Below are 15643 nucleotides of genomic sequence, written 5' to 3' on the forward strand. Positions count from 1 at the left end.
CCATTCTTGCCGCACAAGGCAAGCTCAAGCTAGCGCCCATCAATCAATCATTCGCCCCGATGGAGAACCGTATGAATCGCTTGAGCATGATTTGCAATCGATGGGTCGCCGGCGCCGGCATGCTGCTCTTGTTAAGCGCTTGCGGAGGGGGCGGCGGCAGCAGCAGCACCTCTGTGGACGCGACGGCCGCCGCGATGGCTAGGCCGCCAGCGCCAGTTCCTGTGCCGGCTCCGCCACCGACGCCCCTGTCGCTGAGCGAAGTCGGCGACCGCCTGTTCAACGAAGTCAGCCTATCCGCCAGCGGCAAGCTGTCCTGCGCGGGCTGCCATGTGCAAGCCTTTGGCCATGCCGACGCGGCCGGCAGCTTCCTGCCGCTGGGCGGCATCGATGGCCAGGCGCAAGGCCTGCGCAGCAGCCCCAGCCTGAACTACCTCGAAGGCGCGGGCGCCTTCCGCTTCAACGCTCAAGGTGATCCGCAGGGCGGCCTGTTCTGGGACGGCCGCGCCGACAGCCGCGAGGCGCAAGCCCGCGGCCCCTTGTTCAACGCCAAGGAGATGGCCAATACCGAAGGGCCGGCCTTCAGCAACAAGCTGCGCGCGCTGAGCTATTTTCCGGACCTGTTGCGCAGCAGTAATTTGACCGCCAGCGCCAACGACGAGCAATTGCTGCAAGCCGTCACCAGCGCCCTGGCGGCCTACCAAGTCAGCGATATCGACTTCCACGCGCACAGCAGCAAGTTCGACGCGGTGCAGGCCGGCCGCGCCAGCTTTACCGCCCAAGAGGCGCGCGGGCTGACCACCTTCAATGACCCGCAGCGTGGCAATTGCGCGGCCTGCCATGACAGCTCGCCCAGGCCCAACGGCCAGCCCGCCGCCTTCACCAACTTCCGCTACTTCGCCCTCGGCGTGCCGCGCAATAGCAGCCAAGCCACAGCCGACCCCGCCTTTTTCGACCTCGGCCTATGCGGCCCGCAACGCAGCGACCTGAGCGGGCGCAGCGATCTGTGCGGCCTGTTCCGCGTGCCGACGCTGCGCAATGTGGCCTTGACCGCACCCTATTTCCACAACGCATCGCTGCAGTCGCTGGAGGATGTGGTGGGCTTTTACGCCACCCGCGACAGCGATCCGGCGCGCTGGTACCCGGTCGTCGGCGGCCAGGTGCAGCGCTTCAACGACCTACCCGCCGCTTACCGGGCCAATGTGCACCAGGGCCCGCCGTTCGGGCGGCGCGCCAATCAGCCGCCCGCCTTGAGCCCTCAAGACGTCAGCGATGTGGTCGCTTTTCTGCGCACGCTGTCGGACGGATTCAACAGTTCGCCCTAATCTGCAGAGGCCAGGCCAGCGGGGCTCAAAGAAACTGTTAAAGTCAGAAACACGTAACTTGGTTACATGCCTGTTTCACCCCTTCTGACGAGTCCTGCCATGCCGCCCAAGCCAGTTAGTCCAGTGTCCCGCGCCAAAAAGTCTGCACCCACCGCTGCCGACAAAAACCAGCCCTTGATGGATGACATCCGCCTGCTGGGCCGCATTCTGGGCGAGGTGATTCGCGAGCAAGAGGGGCGCGACACCTATGAGCTGATCGAGCGCATCCGAAAGCTCTCGGTCGCGTATCGTCACAAGGCCGACGCGCAGGCGGGCAAAAGCTTTGACAAGCTGCTCAAGAGCCTGAGCGGCGAGCAAGCGGTCAGCGTGATCCGCGCCTTCAGCTATTTCTCGCATCTGGCCAATATCGCCGAGGACCGCCACCATGTGCGCCGGCGCGAAATCCATGAACGCGCCGGCAGCCAACAAGCCGGCTCGCTGGCCTTCGCGCTGGAGCGCTTGCATGAAGCCGGCGTGCGTCCGGCCGAGATCGCCAAGACCTTGCACCACGGCTTCATCTCGCCGGTCTTGACCGCCCACCCGACCGAGGTGCAGCGCAAGAGCATTCTGGACGCCGAGCGCGCCGTCGCGCAATTGGTCGAGCAGCGCGATGAGCTGCACACCGAGCGCGAGCACCGTGACAACGAGGCCGCCATCCGCGCCCGCGTCACCCAGCTCTGGCAGACCCGCATGCTGCGCTACAGCAAGCTCACAGTCGCCGACGAGATCGAGAACGCGCTGTCCTACTACCAGTCGACCTTTTTGCGTCAGATCCCCAAGCTCTATGCCGAGCTGGAAGAGGCACTGCCGGGCCATGACTTCAACAGCTTTTTGCGCATGGGCCATTGGATCGGCGGCGACCGTGACGGCAACCCCAATGTCACCGCCACGACGATGCGCCACGCGCTGGCACGGCAGAGCGAGGTGGCGCTGCGCCACTACCTGACCGAGCTGCATGAGCTGGGCGCGGAGCTGTCGATCTCGGCAAGGCTGGCGCAGGTCTCGCCCGCGATGCAGGCCTTGGCCGAACGCAGCCCGGACCGCAACGAGCATCGCATGGACGAGCCCTACCGCCGTGCCTTGACGGGCATGTATGCGCGCGCCGCCGCCACCCTGCAGCAGTTGACCGGCACCGAGGCGATGCGCCACGCGGTCGCCCCGCAAGAACCCTATGCGAGCGCCGATGAGCTGCTGGCCGACTTGGCCGTGATCGAGGCCTCGCTGCGCAGCAACCACGCGCAAGCGCTGATCGCGCCGCGCCTGAAGCCGCTGATGCGTGCGGTCAGGGTGTTCGGCTTTCACCTGGCCACGCTGGACCTGCGCCAAAGCTCCGATCAGCATGAGGCGGTGCTGGCCGAGCTGCTGCAGATCGCTCGGATCGAATCGGATTACTCCAGCCTGAACGAGGCTCATAAGCGCGAGCTGCTGCTCAAGCTCTTGAACGACGCCCGCCCCCTGCGCGTGCATGGTGCCGCCTATAGCGAGCGCAGCCTGACCGAGCTGGCGATTTTTGAGGCCGCGCGTGAATCGCTGCAAATTTTCGGCCGCGAGTCGCTGCGCCACTACATCATCTCGCACACCGAGTCGGTCAGCGACCTGCTGGAAGTCTTATTGCTGCTGAAGGAAGTCGGCCTGCTGCGCGGCACGCTGGATGAGGGCAGCGCCGTCAACGACTTGATCGTCTCGCCTCTGTTCGAGACCATTGGCGACCTGCGCGAGGCGCCGGCCATCATGGCCGAGTTCTATGAATTGCCCGGCATCGCCGACATGCTGATTCGCAGCGGCGCCGAGCAAGACATCATGCTGGGCTACTCCGACTCCAACAAGGACGGCGGCGTCTTTACCAGCAGCTGGGAGCTCTACCGCGCCGAGATCGCGCTGGTGGATATGTTCGAGAAGCTAAGCAAAGCGCATGGCATCACGCTGCGGCTCTTCCACGGCCGTGGCGGCACGGTCGGCCGCGGCGGCGGCCCGAGCTACCAGGCCATCCTGGCCCAGCCTCCGGGCACCGTCAACGGTCAGATCCGTCTGACCGAACAGGGCGAGGTGATCGCCTCCAAGTACGCCAACCCCGAGATCGGCCGGCGCAATCTGGAGACGCTGGTGGCGGCGACGCTGGAAGCCACGCTGCTGCACCCGACCAAGAACGCGCCGAAGAGCTTTCTGGAAGCGGCGCAAACGCTGTCCGACGCCAGCTTCAAGGCCTATCGCGGTCTGGTCTATGACACGCCCGGCTTTGCCGACTACTTTTTCGCCGCCACGCCGATCCGCGAAATTGCCGAGCTGAATATCGGCTCACGCCCGGCCTCGCGCAAGGCGACCCGCGCGATCGAAGACCTGCGCGCCATCCCCTGGGGTTTCAGCTGGGGCCAGAGCCGCGTTGCGCTGCCGGGCTGGTGCGGCTTCGGCTCGGCGGTGTTGGAATTCTTGGGCGAGGAAGGCTCGGTTCAACACCAGCAAAACTTATCCCTGCTCAAGCGCATGCTCAAAGGCTGGCCGTTCTTCCGCACCCTGCTGTCGAACCTGGACATGGTCTTGGCCAAGACCGATCTGGGCATCGCCGAGCGCTATGTGGAGCTGGTCGAAGACAAGCGCCTGGGCAAAAGGATTTTTGCCGCCGTCAAGGCCGAGTTTTTGCGCACGCAGCAAGCGCTGAGCCTGATCACCGGCGAGGCCAACCGCCTGGCCGGCAACCCGGCGCTGGCGCGCTCAATCGAGCACCGCTTCCCTTATATCGACCCGCTGAACCATTTGCAGGTCGAGCTGATGCGGCGCTACCGCGCCATTCCGGCGGACAAGCGCGCCGAAGATCCAGCGCTGGAGCGCGTGCAGCGCGGCATTCATTTGTCGATCAACGGGATTGCGGCGGGGCTGCGCAATACGGGTTGAGTGAGCGGGGTCGTTTGAGAGGCGAGTCGGCTAAACACCCGCCACTCGCCATCACGCAACAGCTCTTGCATCCTGTCGTGACGTGCTGCCAGCTGCTTGCATGTGATTGGGCCAGTGCCCACTGCCTCTTCATGCATGCGCGAGCCGGCCGCCTGCACGGCCTTGACGGTTTGCTCCCGTTGAGCCCAGTCAGACCCTGCGCCGGCTTGGCTCTTGCCGATCAGAACCGCCAGCGATTTTTCAAGCAAGTTGGCGCGCTCGCTCTGCCAGACCCGCTCGGCCAACTTGACACAGGCGGAGACCGTGGCGGGGCGTTTGTCCCGGCGGCAAACCATGGCCCAACTCGCCACTTGGGGCCCACTGCCCGCCCAAAACAATGATTCCAACGCTGATTGCTCGGCCACACGACGCAAACCTTCGCTGGCAGTACGGGGCAGACTCTGAAAGAACTCGGCCCAAAACCGCTGTGACTCAGTATCCGCCTGGGCTTCGGCCAAGCGCGCCAAGGCCTCCAGCCGCCTTGGGCTGTCGGGCGGAAGAAGATTGAACTGCCAGCCCAAGGCCAACTCATTGCGAGGCTCCAGCAACAACCAACGCGTCACCAGGTCTTGGCATCTGGCCTGCACAGGTTCACAGCTCAGCTGCGTAGCCAAAGCCAGCACGCGACCGTCCTGGCTATTCAGCGCTCGCCCTTGCAACGGGCCGAGCGCCCAACGCTGTTCAGACATCTGCAAGGCCATGGCCTCCAAGTAGTCGGCCGCAGCCAATGAACGGAGATCGCCACGCTGTTGCAGAAGATGCGCCCAACGCAGCAAGGTCTGGTGCATCGCCAGGGTCAAACTAAGCTCCTCCGAGTGCTCTTCGTTCGCTGGGGCCGCCGCCTGCGTCGCCCGTAACGCACACCAAGCGGAGTCCTTGGCCGGGTCCAACCAGGCCAAGGCTTTTTGAACCTCGATTGGCAAAGCCTGCGAATCATCTCCGCCTGAAACTTCGGCACGATTCAACAAGGCCCAAGGGTCATTGGAGGCAGCCGGCAACATTTGACCGGACGCAGCGCTAGCGATCAAGGCCGCACTATCCGCCCGGGCCGGCTGCGGCGCAGACACGGCCGTGCCTTCGCCATTGCCCAGCCACAAAAACCCCGCCGCCACCAACAAACCCAAGAGCAAACCGCCCAGAACCCTCATCCCTTGCCCTCCCAGGCCAGCCATCTGACGCGCAGGCGGATGATAGCGACAAGCTCGGCCATGGGCGGCTCAAGTTATGCCCTTGCGAGCCGATAGCTCTGGAACGTCCTTCAAGGAGCTCGCAGCATGGAACTCGCCAACACCGCCCTGGTCAACAACGCCGGCTCAGCCTCGCCCGGCTCGGTGGAAAGCGCCGCCCAGATGATGGTGCTCAAGAAGGCCATCAATCTGCAGACACAAGGTGTTATGGACCTGCTCGGCAGCTTGCCGCCTCAACCGGCATTGGCCAGCAGCGGCCATCTGGGCACGCAGTTAAATACCTATGCGTGAATCCGGGAGAAGTCTGGGCCTGAAACAAAGCTTGTTACTGCGCTTGTGCTCGCGGCGCAGCCGTTCGTCCGGTAAGCTTGCGGCTTGCGAGCAAAACTCATTGCGCCGCGCCCGCCTGTCAGGCCGGGGCGCCAGACCAAGGTAAGCCCATGCATATAGAGACACCTTACGCCAAGATCGACGCCTTGGTGGTTGACGATATGGCCACCCAGCAGACCACGCTGCGCGGCCAGCTGGGTATGTTGGGCATCGGCAAGATCGACGCGGCCGGCTCGGCCGAAGACGCGCTGCGCATGATCAAGGCCAAGCGCTACGGGCTGATTCTGTGCGACTACAACCTCAACCACCGCACCGACGGCCAGCAGTTGTTCGAGTTGCTGCGCGATCAACGCGTGCTGGCGCCCGATTGCCTGTTCTTCATGATCACGGCCGAGAGCAATTACAACTCGGTGGCCTCGGCCAGCGAGCATATGCCCGATGCCTATCTGCTCAAGCCCATCACCGCCGGCGACATCGAAGACCGGCTGAAAAACCAACTCGACAAGCGTCAAGCGCTGCTCGAAATCAATCGCCACCTGAACAAGAACGACCTGGCCGCGGCGGTGACCGCCTGCGACACGCTGTTGGCCAAAAAAGACCGCTGGTATATGCATGCGCTGCAGATCAAGGGGCAGGCGCTGCTCGATCTGGGTTGCCCCGATGACGCCAAACGGATCTATCAGGACGCGCTGGCCTTGCGCGACGGCTTGATGTGGGCACAGCTGGGCTTGGTGAAGGCTGCCAAGGCATCCGGCAAGTTCGAGGAATCCAAGCGCTTGGGTCAAGAAATTCTTGATAGCCAGGAGGGTTCCAAATGCCTGGTCGCCTTTGACCTGGTGGCGGCCTCGATGGAGGCCTTGGGGGATACGAACAGCGCACTCACTCTGATGAAGCAGGCAGCCCAGGTGGTGCCGTCGGCCAAGCGGCTGCGCGTGCTCTCAGAGAGCGCCTACCGCAACGGTGACCTCGCCACCGCCAAGGCCAGTCTGAGCAAGGCCTTGAAGTCAAGCCAGGGTGCGATGACCGCTAACTCGCAAGATCTGCTGATCATGGCCCAAACCCAGATCGACATGGGCGAGGCCAAAGAAGCGCTGGAAACACTTTGCGAAGCCGCCACCCGGGGCTCCCACACGCCTGAATTCGACAACGTGGCCCTGGCCATACGCGCGCAGGCCCATGCCTTGCTGGGGGACACCGACAAGGCGCAAAAGGAAGCTGCCCAAGCGCTCGCCAGCATGCGTCAGGGCAAGGCCGATTTCGCCACCGTCACCGTCGCAAGGGCAGCACTGCAGGCCGGGCAGGTCGAGGCAGGTCTGGCCTTGCTGCGTCAAGCGGTCAACGCCGACCATGAAAATTCAAGGGTGCAGCAACTGATTTGCAAGGCTTTGACCGACACCGGTCATACCGAGCAGATAGAGTTGCTGGTCAAGACGGCCACTCAGGGCTTAAAGACCCGCTTGCATGAGGCCAAGCGCCTGCTACGCGCCGGCGAATTGGATGAAGCACTGGTGGCCATCGAAGGCGAGTTGGCTGCCTTTCCCGACAACACCACCGTGCTGCTGGAATGCGCGCAGATGAATTGCATGTCGCTGCGCCTTAAAAAATCGCTTGACGACCGCCGCGTCGAGCAGGTGCGCGACTATCTGGCGCGGCTGGAAAAACTGCTGCCGGCGAATGACCGCGTGGCAAGCATGCGCCGCTATTTGCGCGAAACGCTGGCGGCCTTGCAGACCAAGGGTTCGGCGATTGAAATCTCCAGCGGCCCCGCGTCGAGCTTGGTGAAAATGGTCAAGTGAGCACATGCTGGAGCTAAACGCATGAACCGGGAGTTGCTGGCCCTGTTTGTTCACGACATCAAGAACCAATTGGGCGTACTCGAAGCCGAGTTGTTTCTGCTGGAGGCTGAACCCGACCGGCCACGCGCACACCGCGCGCACCAGCATTGCTCGCAGTTGCGCCAAAGGCTGATCGCCTATCTGACCTTGTATGCCTCCGACGATAGGCCGATGAGCGCGCAGGCCGAAGACGAATCGCCACTGGACTTCTTGCACAAACTATTGAAGGTCGACTCCCGCCCGGACGGCACGCCGCTGCGCTTGGGCGACTGCACGGAGGCCCCGCCATTCTGGTATTTCGATGCCCGGCTGGTGCTGCTGGCCATGGAGGCCGCACTGCACAATGCCTGGAGATTTGCTCGCTCCGACGTTCAAATTGGTGCCAAGCAAATAGGAAGTTACCTGGTGTTCTCGGTCGAGGATGATGGCCTCGGCCTGGGCGCCAAAGACCCCTCCAGTCGTTCCTCCACCGGACTGGGCATGGAGCTGTGCGCGGCCGTCGCTCGTGCCCATAAGCATGGTGAACACCAAGGTCGGGTTACGCTGGAGCCCAGGCCGCAAGGCGGCACCAAGTTTGAAATCTGGCTGCCTTAAAACTCGAACTACTCGCTCGGCGCCACTGCCCGGATCGGCTGGCCGGTTTAGCGGCCCTGCGCGGCCAAGGCCTCACGCACCGCCGCAACCTGCCGCCTCGAGACCGCCAGCCATTCATTGACGCCGGCAATCCGCACCGCCCAGCCCTCGGCCCCCTCACTGCCTTCACCGGCAGCTTCATCCTCGCCGCCATGGGTCGGCGCATGCCGTTCCAACTCGCGCACCGCCGATTTGGCCACCAAGGCATTGCGATGGACGCGCAAAAAACGTTCACCCAGACGCGGCTCCAAGTCCGACAGGCTGCCGTCCATAACCAGGCTTTGGCTCGCGGTGCGCAGGGTCAAATATTTCAGCTCGGCCTTGAAATACAGCACTTCGGCCAGCGGCACCCGCAAGAGCCGGCCGCGATCCGTCACATTGATCACGCCACTCGCCTCCTCGCCGGGCAAGGCCTGACCCTCTGGACTTGCGAGCATGGCCGCCCGCTCGGCCATGCGCTGCGCCACACGCGACAGGGCCGCTTGCAGGCGCTCGCGCCGCACCGGTTTGGTCAGGTAATCAGTTGCATCCAATTCGAATGCCTGCAGCGCATGCTCGGCATGGGCCGTCACAAACACAAGTGCCGGACTCGGCCTGCCCTGCTCGCCTTGCGCGCGCAGGCTGGTGGCCAAAGCCAGTCCGTCGGGGCCGGGCATTTGCACATCCAGCAAGACCAGATCGCAGCCATGCTCGCGCAGCCAGGCTTGAGCCTGCGAAGCAGTGCCCGCCTCCGCGACGACCTCGGCGCACGGATCAGCACAGCCCTCCAGCAAACTGCGCAAGCGCAGCCGCGCCAAGGGCTCGTCGTCAACCAGCAAAACTCTCAATGTGACAGGCAAAGACATCGAATCGATTCCCCAAAAATCCGCTCAACGGGGCAGCACAATGCGCACGCTGAAGCGAGTCGGCTCCCGGTTCAGCTCGAAACGCGCTGCCACATCATGCATCAGCCGCAGGCGTTGGCGCACATTGCGCAGCGCCAAACCGTGACCAGATGTTTGCGCCGGCAGGCCCACCGTATTGAGCACGCAAATCTCCACCTCGCTGCCCAGGCGCCTTGTGCTGATTTCGACCTCGCCGCCGGCCTCGTTCGGCTCAACGCCATGGCGCACCGCATTCTCGACCAATGGTTGCAGCAGCAGGGGTGGCACCTTGGCCGCGCCCGCCGCCGGATCCAGGCGCCAATGAATGCGCAAGCGCTCGCCAAAACGGACCTGCTCAATGTCGAGGTAACGGCGGGCCAATTCAATCTCGGCGTCTAGGCTGACCACTGCGGTCGCATCGGCCAACGCGACGCGAAACAACTCGCTCAAATCCTCCAGCAAACCCTCGGCCTTTTGGGGGTCCAAGCGCACCAAGGCAATCGCGCTATTGAGCGTATTGAACAAGAAATGCGGGCGAATGCGGGCCTGCAACTCGACCAGTTTCGCCATCGCGTCGGCCGGCCGCTGCGCCCGTTCGCGTTGCTTCAACCAGGCCAAAAGCTGCCCGGCGGTGGCGGCCCCCGCCAAGCCAATGCTGAGGACTCGAAAGGCGCTGCTGGGCTCATCGCTGGCCAGACTCAGCAACTCCCAGCCGAGCAAAGCGCATAGCGCGCCCAAACTCATCAACAACAGCCATTGCCAGATGGGCGGCAGCCTAGCCAACTGGCGACGCGCGCTGCAAACCAGCAGCAGCCAGGCCAGCACGGCCGACATCGTCACCACCGTGCCGCTGGCCATGCTTTGCATCCATGTGGCCAAGTCGCGCGATGCCAGCGCCAGACCCAAGGCGAGCAAACCCTGCACACCCAACACCGCCCGCAAGACCACGCCGACATGGCAGACGTCAAAGACCCGCTCGGGATCGAACAAAGGCAGGAGCACGGCGTCACCCGTATCGCTTGACGCAAAGCCCAAGATGCTGGATTGAGGGGGGCTATCGGGCCAGTCCGACGGCTTGCTGCGTGGTCTCAATGTTTGCTTTCTCTGTGCGAAGCCTGGTAAGTGTGCGACTCGATAGAATCGCCCTGCTCCGGATTGTGTGTCAAACCGGCCGCATTTTTCCTTCCCCACTCAGCCGTCCAGCCCGCCATGTCCTCAGTCTCAGAAAACCCTCTTGCCAACAAAGCCCAAGCCTGGTCCGCGCTGTTTTCGGAGCCGATGAGCGATCTGGTCAAGCGCTACACGTCCAGCGTGTTCTTCGACAAGCGCATGTGGGCGGCCGACATCCAGGGCAGTCTGGCCCATGCGGAGATGCTGGCGGCGCAAGGCATCCTGAGTGCCGAAGATCACGCCGCCATCCAAGCCGGCATGGCCACCATCAAGAGCGAGATCGAGGCCGGCAGCTTTGAGTGGCAGCTCGACCTGGAGGATGTGCACCTGAACATCGAGGCGCGCCTGACCGCGCTGATCGGCATTGCCGGCAAACGCCTGCACACCGGCCGCAGCCGCAACGACCAGGTCGCCACCGATGTGCGCCTGTGGTTGCGCGGCGAGATCGATGAGCTGAGCGTCTTGCTGAGCGCGCTGCAGACGGCGTTGGTCGATGTGGCCGAGAAGAACGCCGACGTGATCCTGCCCGGCTTCACCCATTTGCAAGTCGCCCAGCCGGTCGCCTTTGGCCACCATTTGCTGGCCTATGTGGAGATGTTTGCCCGCGATGCCGAGCGCCTCGTCGATGTGCGCCGCCGCGTCAACCGCCTGCCGCTGGGCGCTGCGGCACTCGCCGGCACCAGCTACCCGCTCGACCGCGAGCGCGTCGCCCGCACGCTGGGGATGGAGGCGGTCTGCCAGAACAGTCTGGACGCCGTCTCCGACCGCGACTTCGCGATCGAGTTCACGGCCGCCGCTTCGCTGGTGATGGTGCACATCTCGCGCCTCAGCGAGGAGTTGATCTTGTGGATGAGCCAGAGCTTCGGCTTCATCGACCTGGCCGACCGCTTTTGCACCGGCTCCTCCATCATGCCGCAGAAGAAAAACCCCGATGTGCCCGAGCTGGCACGCGGCAAGACCGGCCGCGTGGTCGGCCATCTGATGGGCTTGATCACCTTGATGAAGGGCCAGCCGCTGGCCTATAACAAGGACAACCAGGAAGACAAGGAGCCGCTGTTCGACACCGTCGACACGCTCAAGGACACGCTGCGCATCTTTGCCGAAATGATGGGCGGCTTGACCGTCAAACCCGAGGCGATGGAACGCGCTGCGCTGAAGGGTTATGCCACCGCCACCGATCTGGCCGACTATTTGGTCAAGAAAGGCCTGGCCTTCCGCGACGCGCATGAGATCGTCGCCCATGCGGTCAAGACGGCGATCGGCACCGGGCTTGATTTGTCGGCCCTGCCCTTGAGCGAGTTGCAGAAGTTCGATGCCCGCATTGGCGAGGATGTGTTCGAGGTCTTGTCGCTGCGCGGCTCCCTCAACGCCCGGAATATTCTCGGCGGCACCGCGCCGGCCCAGGTGCGGGCGCAGATTGCCCGGCACCGGGTGCGGCTAGGCTGACAGGATCGATTCAACCCAGGGCGGTCGAAGCGGGGGCGGTGGCACAACCGCCCCCAAGCCACACGGCAACACCAGAAAGCCAAGCCGCTTTTGCCGGCTACAACAATGCCCTATGGGTGACCAGCTCCCGACCCATGATGGCGCGGGCAGCGGTATGGCTCCACGGGCGCCCAGGCAGCAGCATTGAGCGGCCAAGGTGAGGCCCAAGTCCGGCCATGCACCGAACATCACAACTGTCTATTCACCCAAGCCAACGCTGACACAAAGGCGGTACACCGGCGGGGAATTTCAAGCTCGGCTTGAAACAAGCTAACTCCAAGAGACCACTGATAGCCAACTGGCACCGGGAAACCCACGTTCACCGAAGCGGTGTGCATTGCAATTGCTGTTTCGCAATCAGGACGGTCAATGGCGGCCTAATATTTTTTTGCGGTTCATCTCTGCTCGGCGATATGAATGGATAGAACTTTGATGTTTTTGAGATGTCGAAGTTTGTAGTTCGCTGACCTTGCAAATACGGCTCTGAGGCCAGTGAATCGAGTGTTGACTTAATCACTAACTCAAGGAGATTGATATGGCTTACGAAGATCCGACAAGCTCTTCCTTTGACAATTTGGTGGACGAATATCCGGCGGATCTCGCCGATGTTGCCGAGCTCTCAATCGAAGATCGGCTTGATGTGTTGACCGCCGCAGAGCCTACGGCCGGTGTTGAGGGGCAGATCGCTCAGGCGATAGCGCCCGCTCCTTTGCCTGTCATTCATAGAACCAGCAGCGGGCTCTACCGAAGCCCCACAACAGCCGGCATTCAACTCGAATTGCGTGTTGACGTTGATGGCGTGCACCCGCTGCGCAAGGTCAGCGGGGACTTCTTCACGATGGCCGGCGCCACCGTCAACTATTACGGATCCTTCATCGTCGACAGCCCCGCCATCACCACCACGAGCAACGCGATCGTGATTCGTGGTCAGGGTCGTTTCACCTGGAGTGCCGGAGCGCCCGTCGTACAAGTGACGATCCAGCGACGTTCGATATTTCAGCCCGCAGCGCCTGCTGTGCTGCAATTCTTCACCAGCAGCGGCGCGCCCGGAGCCAGCTACCTTTGCCAATTCGGGGCGCATCATTTCCGCTCGGTCTTCATTGAAACAGACCGGGTATCTGATGTCACGACTCCGGTATTCAGCAGCTACAACACGGCGACGCTACCCTCGGGTGGCCCGGGCCGGACTTTGTCGGTCGTGTCCGCCTACGCCGAAGCAGGCATCCAACTGGTGCCCACCGCCGGCACAGATGTGATCGATATTCGTGAAGCCGGGGGGGATGTGCGTTGGTCAGATGCCGAACTCCATGCCTCGATGGTCAGGCATTTCTCCTTGTGGCGCGATGTTCCCCAATGGGCGGTATGGCAGGTCGTTTGTCAGCACCATGAGTTGGGTGACGGGTTGCTGGGCATCATGTTCGATCAGGCCGGGCGCCAACGCCAAGGTTGCGCGGTATTTCATGCCGGGCTGGGTGGCAGCACGCCCGACAGGCTGCGCGAACAACTCTACTGCTATGTGCATGAACTGGGGCACTGCTTCAATTTGCTGCATTCCTGGCAAAAGTCCCTCGGCAACCCACCGGGCGCCAACCGGCCTAACGCCAAATCCTATATGAACTATCCATGGCGCTACCCCGGTGGAGCGGCGGCGTTCTGGGCCGCCTTTGGCTTTGTCTTTGACGACCCGGAACTGACTCATCTGCGCCATGCTTTCCGCAACAACATCATCTTGGGCGGCAACCCCTTCGCCACGGGGTCCTCCCTCAGCAACCCCGAGTTGATGGCCGAGCCGATCAGTGATCAGTCGGGATTGCAATTCCATATCAATGGCGTGCATCCGAGTTTTGCCTTGGGTGAGCCTGTGGTCATTCATCTCAAGCTCAGCCCGACCGACCTGCGCGGCAAGACCGTCATTCCACATGTGCACCCGAACCAGGGCATGTGCAGCGTGGTGATCGGAAGGCCCAACGGCAGCGTGGTTCTTTATGAGCCCTACATCGACCATTTGATGGCCAGCAAGACAAAGTTCCTGCCGGCTGGCAAGGTCATTGAAGACAGTGCCTATATCGGGTTCGGCAAGGGTGGACTCTACTTTGATCAGCCCGGCATATACACATTGCGGGCCGTCTATCACGCCCTGGATGGATCGCAAGTCATGTCCAACGTGCTGTCGGTACGGGTTCGCTATCCGGGATCGGCCGAAAATGAAGAGGTGGCAAACCTGCTTCTGGGCGAAGAACAAGGCACCTTGTTCTTCCTGAAGGGTTCCGACTCTGAATTCTTGCGCTCAGGCAATGAGGCTTTTGAGACCATGCTCGAAAAGCATCCAGGCCATCGCTTGACGGACTATGTCCGATTCGCCCGAGGAGTGAATGCGGGACGGACGTTCAAGACGATCTCCAAGGACAAAGAGCATGGCGTGCTTGTGCGACAGTCAAATCTGGCCGATGCCAACGCATTGCTGATGGCCGCCACCTCGGGCAAGAGTGTGCTGGATGATTTGAGCAAGCAGAACTGCCTCGAATCGCTCGCCTCGATTCATCGCAACAAAGGTGACGAAAAGTCGGCGAAATTGGCCCTCAAAATGGCGCAGGACATTGCCAATATGCGCGCCGCGAAATGAGGGGTTCGACCCTTGGCGTCGAGTCGATCGGCAGCCAAGTTCAAGCAAGCCGCGTGAAGTCTCGGGCAGGGCTAAACAGTAGCGGGAAACCTTAACGCCCCTGATTCGCCAAGCTCGTGACAAGGTCTCGTGTCATCTTCACGAGACCTTTTTTTGCTCGGCCAACGGTGCGAGCATCGGCTCATTCGCAATATCAAAGGGAGAGCGGCCATGAGTCGACTACAGATTGATCTGCAAGACGGTTTTCAAGGTCAGGCGGTGACCATTGAGGTGAATGGAAGGCAAGCCTACAGTCGGTCGGGGGTTTCTACAGATTTGAGAATCTCGCGCGCCGACGCCTTGGAACTCGACCTAGAGGATGGATCTCATCCGACCAAGCTGCGAGTATTGGTTGAACCCGGCCACCACCAAGCGCTGTTCGAGCTGGATGTCGAGTCGACCCCTTTTCTGGCAATTTCCTTGCGGGATGGCACCACGATCGAGTTCACGGCGTCCAAGGAGATGCCGCGATATATGTGAGCTCTTGGGCGCATATGCTGGCCGGGACCAACATCGCCGGCTCCGGTCAGCATGGGACCGGCGCCGGCATTGCCAAACCGCCAAAGTTGCGCAGCCCATTGCCTGCGCTTGCGCATCCGTTTTGCGCATCCGTTTGAGTCTGAAGCTTGAAACCGACCTCCTTGATCTGAGACAAGCTCGCGCGCCAGCGTTCACGCTAAGCTTTCGGTATGAGCATCTTGACCTGGACCGACGCGCTGGCCTTGCAGCAGCCGCAAATTGATCAAACCCACCAAGAGTTCGTTGTCTTGCTCAATGAACTTGCCTTGGCCCTGCAAACCGAGGACAGCGCCCTGCCCGTCTACCAGCGTCTGCTGGCTCATACCGAGCAGCACTTCGCGATGGAAGAAGGCTTTATGGCGGCGACCGGCTTTGCCCCGGACAACTGCCACAGCAAGCAGCATGCGATGGTGCTAGACGTGATGCGCCAAGTGCTGGTGCACACCCACGCCGAACATGATTTGGAGCCGATGCGCAATCTGCTGCCGGAGTTGGTCAACTGGTTTCCATCGCATGCCGAGATGATGGACGCGGCCTTGGTCTTTCACATGAGCCAAGTCGGCTTCGACCCAGCGACCGGCGCATTCAGCAAACCCGCCATGGTCGGCGCCGAGCCTATCAGTTCCTGCGGCAGCGGTAGCTGCGGCTGAACGCCTGAGCCGGCGGCGTC

Annotated in this window: 12 protein-coding genes; 9 read left to right on the forward strand and 3 right to left on the reverse strand. The window is 62.2% G+C overall.

The genetic code is table 11. The features are described from left to right. Positions 1–71: 71 nt before the first annotated feature. Positions 72–1322: a cytochrome-c peroxidase gene (locus tag LNV07_RS15155; RefSeq protein WP_263571994.1), complete on the forward strand. Its 1251-nt coding sequence runs from the start codon at positions 72–74 to the stop codon at positions 1320–1322. Between the two features lie 99 nt (positions 1323–1421). Next, a complete protein-coding gene (gene ppc, locus LNV07_RS15160; RefSeq protein WP_263571995.1) occupies positions 1422–4250 on the forward strand; it encodes a phosphoenolpyruvate carboxylase in 2829 nt (942 codons plus the stop codon). Here ppc and LNV07_RS15165 read toward each other — a convergent pair. After that, positions 4202–5437 carry a hypothetical protein gene (locus LNV07_RS15165; RefSeq protein ID WP_263571996.1) on the reverse strand — a complete coding sequence of 412 codons (1236 nt, stop codon included), beginning with the start codon at positions 5435–5437 and terminating at the stop codon, positions 4202–4204. The genes ppc and LNV07_RS15165 overlap by 49 nt on opposite strands. A 126-nt stretch (positions 5438–5563) precedes the next feature. On the opposite strand from LNV07_RS15165, the gene LNV07_RS15170 reads away from it, so the two are divergent. The 3 genes from LNV07_RS15170 (at position 5564) to LNV07_RS15180 (ending at position 8235) form a co-directional block, all read left to right on the forward strand. After that, positions 5564–5767, forward strand: coding sequence for a putative motility protein (locus LNV07_RS15170; protein WP_263571997.1), 204 nt, complete (start codon positions 5564–5566; stop codon positions 5765–5767). 149 nt (positions 5768–5916) lie between these two features. Next, positions 5917–7602 carry a response regulator gene (locus LNV07_RS15175; protein ID WP_263571998.1) on the forward strand — a complete coding sequence of 562 codons (1686 nt, stop codon included), beginning with the start codon at positions 5917–5919 and terminating at the stop codon, positions 7600–7602. Positions 7603–7623: 21 nt separating this feature from the next. After that, entirely contained in the window at positions 7624–8235 is a 612-nt protein-coding gene (locus tag LNV07_RS15180) for a sensor histidine kinase (RefSeq protein ID WP_263571999.1), read from the forward strand. A 47-nt stretch (positions 8236–8282) separates the two neighbouring features. Here LNV07_RS15180 and LNV07_RS15185 read toward each other — a convergent pair whose 3' ends face one another. Next, positions 8283–9119 carry a LytR/AlgR family response regulator transcription factor gene (locus LNV07_RS15185; RefSeq protein ID WP_263572000.1) on the reverse strand — a complete coding sequence of 279 codons (837 nt, stop codon included), beginning with the start codon at positions 9117–9119 and terminating at the stop codon, positions 8283–8285. Between the two features lie 24 nt (positions 9120–9143). Further along, positions 9144–10139, reverse strand: a complete 996-nt coding sequence (locus LNV07_RS15190; RefSeq protein ID WP_263572001.1) for a sensor histidine kinase — start codon at positions 10137–10139, stop codon at positions 9144–9146. Between the two features lie 207 nt (positions 10140–10346). Between LNV07_RS15190 and argH the strand changes: the two genes are divergently transcribed. The 4 genes from argH to LNV07_RS15210 all read left to right on the forward strand — a co-directional run bounded on the left by argH (position 10347) and on the right by LNV07_RS15210 (position 15623). Then, positions 10347–11753: an argininosuccinate lyase gene (gene argH / locus LNV07_RS15195; protein WP_263572002.1), complete on the forward strand. Its 1407-nt coding sequence runs from the start codon at positions 10347–10349 to the stop codon at positions 11751–11753. A gap of 574 nt (positions 11754–12327) precedes the next feature. Further along, entirely contained in the window at positions 12328–14415 is a 2088-nt protein-coding gene (locus tag LNV07_RS15200) for a hypothetical protein (protein ID WP_263572003.1), read from the forward strand. 210 nt (positions 14416–14625) lie between these two features. Next, on the forward strand, positions 14626–14934 hold the full coding sequence (locus LNV07_RS15205; protein ID WP_263572004.1) for a hypothetical protein: 309 nt from the start codon (positions 14626–14628) through the stop codon (positions 14932–14934). Positions 14935–15143: 209 nt separating this feature from the next. Then, the gene (locus LNV07_RS15210; protein WP_263572005.1) at positions 15144–15623 is read left to right on the forward strand and encodes a hemerythrin domain-containing protein; all 480 of its coding nucleotides are present in this window, start codon (positions 15144–15146) and stop codon (positions 15621–15623) included. Positions 15624–15643 lie beyond the last annotated feature (20 nt).

It is taken from the genome of Roseateles oligotrophus (assembly GCF_025717515.1).
GTDB classification, from domain to species: Bacteria; Pseudomonadota; Gammaproteobacteria; order Burkholderiales; family Burkholderiaceae_C; genus Paucibacter_A; species Paucibacter_A oligotrophus.

Bases quoted from the DNA above. Each gene is read 5' to 3' on its own strand.
- ppc (WP_263571995.1), top strand. From the start codon at position 1,422: ATGCCGCCCAAGCCAGTTAGTCCAGTGTCCCGCGCCAAAAAGTCTGCA.
- LNV07_RS15155 (WP_263571994.1), top strand. From the start codon at position 72: ATGAATCGCTTGAGCATGATTTGCAATCGATGGGTCGCCGGCGCCGGC.
- argH (WP_263572002.1), top strand. From the start codon at position 10,347: ATGTCCTCAGTCTCAGAAAACCCTCTTGCCAACAAAGCCCAAGCCTGG.
- LNV07_RS15175 (WP_263571998.1), top strand. From the start codon at position 5,917: ATGCATATAGAGACACCTTACGCCAAGATCGACGCCTTGGTGGTTGAC.
- LNV07_RS15165 (WP_263571996.1), bottom strand. From the start codon at position 5,437: ATGAGGGTTCTGGGCGGTTTGCTCTTGGGTTTGTTGGTGGCGGCGGGG.
- LNV07_RS15180 (WP_263571999.1), top strand. From the start codon at position 7,624: ATGAACCGGGAGTTGCTGGCCCTGTTTGTTCACGACATCAAGAACCAA.
- LNV07_RS15185 (WP_263572000.1), bottom strand. From the start codon at position 9,119: ATGTCTTTGCCTGTCACATTGAGAGTTTTGCTGGTTGACGACGAGCCC.
- LNV07_RS15205 (WP_263572004.1), top strand. From the start codon at position 14,626: ATGAGTCGACTACAGATTGATCTGCAAGACGGTTTTCAAGGTCAGGCG.
- LNV07_RS15200 (WP_263572003.1), top strand. From the start codon at position 12,328: ATGGCTTACGAAGATCCGACAAGCTCTTCCTTTGACAATTTGGTGGAC.
- LNV07_RS15170 (WP_263571997.1), top strand. From the start codon at position 5,564: ATGGAACTCGCCAACACCGCCCTGGTCAACAACGCCGGCTCAGCCTCG.
- LNV07_RS15210 (WP_263572005.1), top strand. From the start codon at position 15,144: ATGAGCATCTTGACCTGGACCGACGCGCTGGCCTTGCAGCAGCCGCAA.